This is a genomic window from Micromonospora sp. ATCC 39149 (assembly GCF_000158815.1).
GTDB lineage: Bacteria > Actinomycetota > Actinomycetes > Mycobacteriales > Micromonosporaceae > Micromonospora.
Genome location: NZ_GG657738.1, coordinates 519,984 through 526,713, shown reverse-complemented (window position 1 = coordinate 526,713; position 6,730 = coordinate 519,984). Strand labels below are relative to the sequence as shown.

The window sequence follows — 6,730 nt, the reverse complement described above, 5'->3', positions numbered from 1 at the left end:
CGACGTGCTGGCACACCGGCTCCAGTGGCGCGGCCCGGCCGCCGCACCACCACACACTGCACCGCCTGCGCCGACGGCGAGAGCCCGTCAACGGCAGCGCCGCGCCGTGGGCCGCCCTGACGGGCACCGGGCCGGACGGCGGAGCGTACACTCTGGTCTTCGCGGGCCTAGGGCCCAGCGACCGGTGGTTCGTCCGGACGGCGATGTACCCGGGGGTCTGCGTGGCGTTTGCCTTCGAGACACCGGCCGCAGTGCCGGCCGGCGACAACCGGCACGGTCGGCACACCGTCACCGTGGCCGACGGGGTCCTCGACCGCGACGCGGTCGCCGCCCCGGCCGCCACCGTGGAGCCGGCGGGACGGGCATGAGCGCCGCGCCCGGCCCCGAGGTGGTCACCGTCGGCGAGACCATGGTGGTCATGTCGCCGGACGACGGGTCCCCGCTGGAGCGCGCCGGCCGGCTCCGGCTCGGCGTCGGCGGCGCGGAGTCCAACCTGGCGATCGGCCTGGCCGGGCTCGGCCACCGTGTCGCCTGGGTCAGCCGGGTCGGCGACGACCCGTTCGGGCGGATGGTGGTCCGCGAGGTCGCGGGCGCGGGCGTTGACGTCGACTCGGTCGCCGTCGACCCGGACGCCCCGACCGGCGTCTACTTCAAGGACCCCCGGCCGGAGGTCACCGCCGTGCACTACTACCGGGCCGGCTCCGCGGCCTCCCGGCTGGATCCCGGCGCGCTGGACGATCCGCGCCTGGCGGGCGCGCGGCTGCTGCACCTGTCCGGCATCACCCCGGTGCTGTCGGCGTCCTGCCACGCCCTCGTGGCGCACGCGGTCGACGCCCGGCCGCTCGGCGACGCGCTGGTCAGCTTCGACGTCAACCACCGGCCCCGGCTCTGGCCCGCCGACCGGGCCGCCGACGTGCTGCGCGGCATCGCCGACCGGGCCGACATCGTCCTCGTCGGGTTGGACGAGGCCGAGCGGCTGTGGGGGACCGCCCGACACCACAGGCGGTGCGCCGGCTGCTGCCGCACGCGGGAACGGTGGTCGTCAAGGACGGGGCGGTCGGCGCGACCGCGTTGCCGCGTACCGGGCCGGCGGTGTTCGTGCCGGCGCTGCGCGCGCCGGTGGTCGAACCGGTCGGCGCCGGGGACGCCTTCGCCGCCGGGTACCTCTCCGCCGTGCTGCGTGGGCTGGACCAGACCGCCGCGCTGCGCTGCGGGCACGTCGTCGCGGTCCGGGCCCTCGCGGTGCCCGGCGACTGCGCGCCGCCGCCGCACCGGCGGGACCTCGACGACGTCGTTGCCCTGCCCGCCGACCGGTGGGCGGCGATCGACCCGGTGACGGCCGGCCTGGTCGACGGCGTGGTCGGTGGCGGTCCGGCGGGCTTGGGGGGTGGGTGCGTCGGCCCGGAGGACGTGTCGGCCGAAGTGGCCGATGGCGTAAGCGCGAACGTGGGGACCGGCGCGGCTGGCCCCGGCAACGAAAGGGGCAGCCGGTGACGGCGCACGACTTCGCACCGATCTTCGTCGGCGCGCGGGTGATGGTGATCCTGCGGGACCTGCCGCCGCAGGAGACGGTTCGGCTGGCGAACCGGGCCTGGGACCTCGGCATCGACGTGGTGGAGGTGCCGGTGCGCACACCCGAGGCGATGAACGCGCTGCGCGCCGCGGTGGAGGCCGGGCGGACCCGGGACCGGATCGTCGGGGCGGGCACCGTGTTCACCCCGGCGCAGGTCCGGCAGTCCGCGTCTGCCGGGGCGGCGTTCACCGTCGCGCCCGGGCTCGACCTCGCGGTGGCCGACGCCGCGCTCACCTACGGGATTCCCCACCTGCCCGGCGTGGCCACCCCGACCGAGGCGCAGCGGGCCCGCGACCACGGGCTGACCTGGCTCAAGGCGTTCCCGGCGGTGAGCCTCGGGCCGCAGTGGTTCAAGGCGGTCGCCGGGCCGCTGCCCGAACTGCGCTTCGTCGCCACCGGCGGGATCGATGCCGGCAACGCCGCCGACTTCCTGGCGGCCGGCGTCAAGGTGGTGGCGGTCGGGTCCGCCCTGTCCGACCCCAGCCAGATCGACCGGCTCGCGGAGCTGGCCCGGGGCGACCGAGGCTCTGCCATCCGCCCGGCCTGACCTTCCGGGCCTGCCGCGTCCGGCCTGCCCCGCCGGCCTGGCGACGCCGTCCGGGCTGGTGATCGATTCCATGCCGCCGACATGGCGGCATCCGGCGGAGTTGATCGCGCGATGTCGCCGACATGGCGTCCCCGCCCCGGCCGTCCGGGGCCCGGCCCCGGCCGCCCGGGTCGCGTCCCGGATCCGGGGCGGGTCAGTCGGCGGCGGGGCCGGTGCTGCCCCGACGCACCAGTTCCGCCGGTAGGCTCTCGACGCGGGGCTGCCCGCTGGCCGGATCGAGGGCGAGGGTCATCGCCCGCACGCCCAGCTCGACCAGCGGGAGCCGCACCGTGGTCAGCGCGGGGGTGACATCGGCGGCGATCGGCATGTCGTCGAAGCCGAGGACGGACACGTCCTGGGGCACCCGGATGCCGCGCGCGCGCAGCAGAGCGAGCGCGCCGACGGCCATCGAGTCGTTCAGCGCCACGATCGCGGTGGGGGCGGGGTCGGTCGCCAACAGCTCGGCGGTGGCCCGGGCCCCGCCGTCGCGGTCGAAGTCGGCGTAGCGGATCCGCTCCTCGGGCAGCTCCACGCCCTGCCCGGCGAGCGCCCGCCGCAGCCCGGTCAGCCGGTCGGTGATGGTGGTGAGGATCCGTGGCCCGGCGATCACCCCGATGCGCCGGTGCCCGAGGCGCAGCAGCTCCTGGCCGATCAGCTCGCCGCCGGTCGCGTTGGCCGGCATCACCGCGTCCCCGGAGTGGTCGTGCCGGCCGATCACCGCGACCCGCCCGCCCGTCGCCTCGTACGCGGCGAGCTTCTCGTTGAGCAGCGTGGTGAACCCGGCGTCGTGGTAGCCGGACCCGGCCAGCACTATCGCGGCGACCTGCTGGCCACGCAACAGCTCCACGTACTCCAGCTCGCGGACCGGGTCGCGGTAGCTGTTGCAGATGATCAACAGGCGGCCCCGCTCGGTGGCCACCCGTTGCAGTCCCCGGGTCACCTCGGCGAAGTACGGGTCGGACACGTCGTGCACGACGATGCCGACCACGCTGCGCTGCGGCCGGGCCAGCAACTGGGCGTGCGCGTTCGGCACGTACCGCAGGTCGGCGACGGCGCGCAGCACGCGTTCGCGCAGCTCGTTCGCGACCGGCTTGCTGCTGCCATTGATCACCCGTGACGCCGTCGCGGGGGAGACCCCCGCCCGCCGTGCGACATCGGCCAGCGTCGCCATCCGCCGCCCCTCATGGTCCTCCGCGCGGACCCCGCGCGGTCGCGGACAGGCTACCGCAGTCGGGTGGGAAAGCCCTTGCCTGGCGGGGCGAGGCCCACCTACGCTCTCAGGAATGCGCTTGCCTGGCTGTCGGCCGTTCCTGCCCGCCGGGCGGGGTGCCGGCCGCCCGAAGAGAGGGAAGACATTCATGAGCCGTAGGCCGATAGGCATCATCGTCAATGGCGTCACCGGCCGGATGGGCTACCGCCAGCACCTCGTACGTTCGCTGCTCGCCATCCGGGAGCAGGGCGGAGTGCCGCTGGCAGACGGCACCCGGATCTGGCCCGAGCCGATCCTGGTGGGCCGCAACGAGAGCCGGCTGCGCGACATCGCCGAGCGGCACGGGCTCACCGACTCCACGACCGACCTCGCCGCCGCGCTCGCCCGCGACGACGTCGAGGTCTACTTCGACGCCCAGCTCACCCAGCAGCGGGAGAAGGCCGTCCGCCAGGCGATCGACGCCGGCAAGCACATCTACACCGAGAAGCCCCTCGCCGAGGACAGCGCCGCCGCGGTCGAGCTGGCCCGGGCCGCCGACGCCGCCGGCGTGCGCACCGGCGTGGTGCAGGACAAGCTCTTCCTGCCCGGCCTGCGTAAGCTCAAGCGGCTGATCGACGGCGACTTCTTCGGCCGCATCCTCTCCGTGCGCGGCGAGTTCGGCTACTGGGTCTTCGAGGGCGACTGGCAGCCCGCCCAGCGCCCGTCCTGGAACTACCGCGCCGAGGACGGCGGCGGCATCGTGATGGATATGTTCCCGCACTGGCACTACGTGCTGGAGGAGCTGTTCGCACCGGTCCGCGCCGTCTCCTGCGTCACCGCCACGCACATCCCGCGCCGCGTGGACGAGGCCGGCCGGCCCTACCCGGCCACCGCCGACGACGCCGCGTACGGCGTCTTCGAGCTCGACGGCGGGATCATCGCCCAGATCAACTCCTCCTGGGCGGTGCGTGTCAACCGCGACGAGCTGGTCGAGTTCCAGGTCGACGGCACCGAGGGCAGCGCCGTCGCCGGGCTGCGCAACTGCCGCGTCCAGCACCGCTCGGTCACCCCGAAGCCGGTGTGGAACCCGGACCTGCCCTCCGGCGAGAACTTCCGCGCGCAGTGGAGCGAGGTGCCGGACAACGACGAGTTCGACAACGGCTTCAAGGTGCAGTGGGAGGCGTTCCTGCGGCACGTGGTGGCCGGCGAGCCGTTCCCGTGGGACTTCATGGCCGGCGCGCGCGGCGTGCAGCTCGCCGAGCTGGGCCTGCGCTCGGCCCGCGAGCACCGCCGCGTCGAGGTCCCGGAGCTGGGCCGATGAGCGCCGAGGTCGCCCTGCCCGACGGCACCCGGCACCGGCTCTCCGGCGCGGGCGGCTTTCCCCGCCCCGCCGCCCCGGCCACCTCCCGGATCGCGTACGCCGCCGCGCACGTGGTGGCCGACCCGCGTGCCGAGAACGTCCCGGGCGCCCCGGCCGCCGTCGACTGGGACCGTACCCTCGCTTTCCGGCACCACCTGTGGTCGTACGGGCTCGGGGTCGCCGAGGCGATGGACACCGCGCAGCGCGGCATGGGCCTGGACTACCCGGCGACCCGCGAGCTGATCCGGCGCAGCGCCGCCGAGGCACGCGCGGCCGGCGGCCGGATCGTGGCCGGGGTCGCCACCGACCAGCTCCCGGCCGGCCCGGCCAGCATCGAGCGGATCCGCGACGCGTACGCCGAGCAGCTCACCGAGGTCCTGTCCGCCGGGGCCCGGCCGGTGCTGATGTGCAGCCGGCACCTCGCCGCGGCCGCCCGGGGCCCGGAGGACTACCAGCGGGTGTACGCCCACCTGCTGGCCGCCACCGACCAGCCGGTGGTGCTGCACTGGCTCGGCGACATGTTCGACCCGGCGCTGGCCGGCTACTGGGGCTCGTCCGACCTGGACGTCGCCGCCGACGCCGTGCTCGACCTGATCAAGGAGCATGCGGAGAAGGTCGACGGGATCAAGGTGTCCCTGCTCGACGCCGACCGGGAGGTCGCGCTGCGTCGCCGGCTGCCGGCCGGGGTACGCCTGTACACCGGCGACGACTTCCACTACCCGGAGCTGATCCGGGGCGACGAGGTGGGGCACTCCGACGCCCTGCTCGGGGTGTTCGCCGCGGTCGCACCGGCCGCCGCCGCCGCGCTGGCCGCCCTCGACGATGGCGACCTCACGACGTACGAAAAGGTCTTCGCCCCGACCGTGCCGCTGGCCCGGCACCTGTTCGCGGCCCCGACCTGGCACTACAAGACCGGCATCGTGTTTCTGGCCTGGCTGACCGGCCACCAGGATCACTTCACCATGGTCGGCGGGCAGCAGGCGGGCCGGTCGCCGGCCCACCTGGCCCGACTGCTCACCCTGGCCGACGCGGCCGGGCTGCTGCCGGACGCCGAGCTGGCCGCCGCCCGGGCCCGGGCGTACTTCACGGTCGCCGGGGTGGCCCAGTGACCGCCGTGGGCGAGCCGGCGGTGGCCGCCGTGGGTGGACCGGCGGGCAGCCCCGCCGCCGACCGGCTGGCCCGGTTCTCGTTCAACCAGGCCACGGCCACCGGCTGGGCCCTGGAGGAACTGGTCGCCGGCTGCGTGGCCGCCGGGGTGCCGGGCGTCGGGCTCTGGCGAGAGCCGGTGCGGGAACACGGCGTCGAGCGGGCGGCGCGGCTGGTCCGCGAGGCGGGGCTGACCGTCACGTCGCTGTGCCGGGGCGGGTTCTTCACCGCCGACGGCTGGCGCGACGAGAACCTGCGGGCGATCGAGGAGGCCGCCACCCTCGGCACCGGCGAGCTGGTGCTGGTCTCCGGCGGCCTGCCGGCCGGCAGCCGGGACGTCGACGGGGCCCGGCAGCGGGTCGCCGACGCGATCGGCGAGCTGGCCCCGCACGCCGAAGCGGCCGGGGTGCGGCTGGCCATCGAGCCGCTGCACCCGATGTTCTGCGCGGACCGGTGCGTGATCTCCACCCTGGGCCAGGCCCTGGACATCGCCGAGCGGTTCGACCCGGGCACGGTCGGGGTGGTGGTCGACACGTACCACCTGTGGTGGGACGACGCCGTCTTCCGGCAGATCGCCCGCGCCGGGGACCGGATCGCCGCGTTCCAGGTGGCGGACTGGATCACCCCGTTGCCGGAGGGCGTGCTGCTCGGCCGGGCGCTGCCCGGCGAGGGCTGCGTCGACCTGCGCCGGTTCCGCGACGCGGTCGACGCCGCCGGCTACCGGGGGGCGATCGAGGTGGAGGTCTTCCACGCCGACCTGTGGGCCCGCCCCGGCCCGGACATCCTCGCCGCCGCGATCACGGCCCACCTCGCCCACGTGGCCTAACTCACCCGCCCCCACCCCATCCCCCTTCGGTGATCTTGCAGTTGCGGCCC

7 protein-coding genes and 1 pseudogene are annotated in these 6,730 nt (G+C 75.5%); 7 read left to right on the top strand and 1 reads right to left on the bottom strand.

Annotated features, from left to right (window positions below; genetic code table 11):
- The 4 genes and pseudogenes from MCAG_RS02210 to MCAG_RS02200 all read left to right on the top strand — a co-directional run.
- Nucleotides 1–368, top strand: a 368-nt coding sequence (locus tag MCAG_RS02210; protein ID WP_036371979.1) for a DUF6807 family protein, incomplete at its 5' end; no start/stop codon positions are given.
- Nucleotides 365–931: pseudogene (locus tag MCAG_RS35565) on the top strand (sugar kinase); the annotation flags it as partial. The gene MCAG_RS02210 and the pseudogene MCAG_RS35565, both read left to right, overlap by 4 nt.
- 47 nt (nucleotides 932–978) lie before the next feature.
- Entirely contained in the window at nucleotides 979–1,494 is a 516-nt protein-coding gene (locus MCAG_RS35560) for a PfkB family carbohydrate kinase (RefSeq protein WP_369751350.1), read from the top strand.
- Nucleotides 1,491–2,120 carry a bifunctional 4-hydroxy-2-oxoglutarate aldolase/2-dehydro-3-deoxy-phosphogluconate aldolase gene (locus tag MCAG_RS02200; RefSeq protein WP_007071359.1) on the top strand — a complete coding sequence of 210 codons (630 nt, stop codon included), beginning with the start codon at nucleotides 1,491–1,493 and terminating at the stop codon, nucleotides 2,118–2,120. Before MCAG_RS35560 ends, MCAG_RS02200 begins: the two co-directional genes overlap by 4 nt.
- A gap of 193 nt (nucleotides 2,121–2,313) precedes the next feature.
- Here MCAG_RS02200 and MCAG_RS02195 read toward each other — a convergent pair whose 3' ends face one another.
- Nucleotides 2,314–3,330 (bottom strand): LacI family DNA-binding transcriptional regulator, encoded by a 1,017-nt coding sequence (locus MCAG_RS02195; RefSeq protein ID WP_007071358.1) that lies wholly within the window; start codon nucleotides 3,328–3,330, stop codon nucleotides 2,314–2,316.
- Between the two features lie 187 nt (nucleotides 3,331–3,517).
- Between MCAG_RS02195 and MCAG_RS02190 the strand changes: the two genes are divergently transcribed.
- The 3 genes from MCAG_RS02190 (at nucleotide 3,518) to MCAG_RS02180 (ending at nucleotide 6,680) form a co-directional block, all read left to right on the top strand.
- The gene (locus tag MCAG_RS02190) at nucleotides 3,518–4,669 is read left to right on the top strand and encodes a Gfo/Idh/MocA family protein (protein WP_007071357.1); all 1,152 of its coding nucleotides are present in this window, start codon (nucleotides 3,518–3,520) and stop codon (nucleotides 4,667–4,669) included.
- Nucleotides 4,666–5,817, top strand: coding sequence for a dihydrodipicolinate synthase family protein (locus tag MCAG_RS02185; protein WP_007071356.1), 1,152 nt, complete (start codon nucleotides 4,666–4,668; stop codon nucleotides 5,815–5,817). The genes MCAG_RS02190 and MCAG_RS02185 overlap by 4 nt, the downstream gene beginning before the upstream one ends.
- A gap of 65 nt (nucleotides 5,818–5,882) precedes the next feature.
- The gene (locus MCAG_RS02180) at nucleotides 5,883–6,680 is read left to right on the top strand and encodes a sugar phosphate isomerase/epimerase (protein ID WP_157548350.1); all 798 of its coding nucleotides are present in this window, start codon (nucleotides 5,883–5,885) and stop codon (nucleotides 6,678–6,680) included.
- Nucleotides 6,681–6,730: the final 50 nt, after the last annotated feature.

What these genes read in the sequence shown, in the direction of transcription:
- MCAG_RS02195 (WP_007071358.1), bottom strand. Translation starts at nt 3,330, where the DNA reads ATGGCGACGCTGGCCGATGTCGCACGGCGGGCGGGGGTCTCCCCCGCG.
- MCAG_RS02190 (WP_007071357.1), top strand. Translation starts at nt 3,518, where the DNA reads ATGAGCCGTAGGCCGATAGGCATCATCGTCAATGGCGTCACCGGCCGG.
- MCAG_RS02185 (WP_007071356.1), top strand. Translation starts at nt 4,666, where the DNA reads ATGAGCGCCGAGGTCGCCCTGCCCGACGGCACCCGGCACCGGCTCTCC.